1 protein-coding gene and 1 other annotated feature are annotated in these 1,328 nt (G+C 62.6%); the gene reads left to right on the top strand.

Annotated features, from left to right (window positions below; translation table 11 throughout):
- Positions 1-50: 50 nt before the first annotated feature.
- A protein-coding gene (locus RMP09_RS15345; RefSeq protein WP_310566855.1) for an IS3 family transposase occupies positions 51-1,294 on the top strand; the annotation gives its coding sequence in 2 pieces (ribosomal slippage) (positions 51-348 and positions 348-1,294; 1,245 coding nt in all).
- Positions 338-454, top strand: a sequence feature (AL1L pseudoknot). It overlaps the preceding gene by 117 nt.
- Positions 1,295-1,328: the final 34 nt, after the last annotated feature.

The raw sequence follows: 1,328 nt of genomic DNA, 5'->3' as shown, positions 1-1,328 counted from the left end.
TGAACCGCCCCGGGTTTTGAGGAGGCTTCAACTCTTGAGAGAATGAAGCCATGAAGAGCAAGAAGATCACCCCGAAGTATTCCCCTGAAGTCCGCGAACGCGCTGTCCGCATGGTGCAGGAGCACCGTGGCGAGTATCCGTCGTTATGGGCTGCGATTGAATCGATTGCGCCGAAGATCGGCTGTGTTCCCCAGACGTTGCACGAATGGGTGCGCAAGCACGAAATCGACACCGGTATGCGGGACGGCATTACCAGTGAGGAACGCGAGCACATCAAGGCCCTGGAGCGCGAGAACAAGGAACTGCGCCGCGCCAACGAGATTCTGAAGCTGGCGAGCGCGTTTTTCGCCCAGGCGGAGCTCGACCGCCGACTCAAGTCCTGAACGATTTCATCGACCGGCATCGCGACACTTACGGGGTCGAGCCGATCTGCAAGGTCTTGCAGGTCGCCCCGTCTGGCTACCGGCGCCATGCCGCGCGCCAGCGCGATCCGACACTGCGTTGTGCGCGTGTGCAACGCGACGATGTGTTGATGCCCGAGATCGAACGCGTCTGGCAGGCCAATCTTCAGGTCTACGGCGCGGACAAGGTCTGGCGGCAGATGAAGCGCGAAGGCACCGAGGTCGCGCGCTGCACCGTCGAGCGCCTGATGGGCAGCCTGGGATTGCGCGGCGCCGTTCGCGGCAAGGTCGTGCGCACGACGGTCTCGGACCCCAAACAATCGTGTCCGCTGGACCGGGTGAATCGCCAGTTCAAGGCGGATCGTCCGAACCAGTTATGGGTCTCGGACTTCACCTATGTTTCGACCTGGCAGGGCTGGTTGTATGTGGCCTTCGTGATCGACGTGTACGCCCGGCGCATCGTCGGCTGGCGGGTGAGTCGAAGCATGACGACGGACTTCGTGCTCGATGCGCTGGAGCAGGCGCTCTACGCCCGTCAGCCCGAACGCGACGGCAGCCTCGTGCATCACTCAGATCGGGGCTCGCAGTACGTCAGCATCCGTTACAGCGAGCGCCTGGCCGAGGCGGGTGTCGAACCCTCCGTCGGAAGCAAGGGCGACAGCTACGACAACGCGCTGGCCGAGACGATCAACGGGCTGTACAAGGCTGAACTGATCCACCGGCGTGGCCCATGGAAGACGCGGGAAGCGGTCGAACTGGCGACGCTGGAATGGGTGGCGTGGTTCAACCACATCCGGCTGCTCGAACCCATCGGCTATATCCCGCCCGCCGAAGCTGAGGCAAACTACTACCGGCAACTCGCCGAACAGGCCGAATCAACGGCCTGCACTTAAACCAAATGGCCTCCACAAAACCCGGGGCGGTTCA

Source organism: Hydrogenophaga sp., from assembly GCF_031426985.1.
In the GTDB taxonomy this organism is placed as follows: domain Bacteria; phylum Pseudomonadota; class Gammaproteobacteria; order Burkholderiales; family Burkholderiaceae_C; genus Hydrogenophaga.
This window is presented reverse-complemented; position numbering and strand designations above follow the sequence as displayed.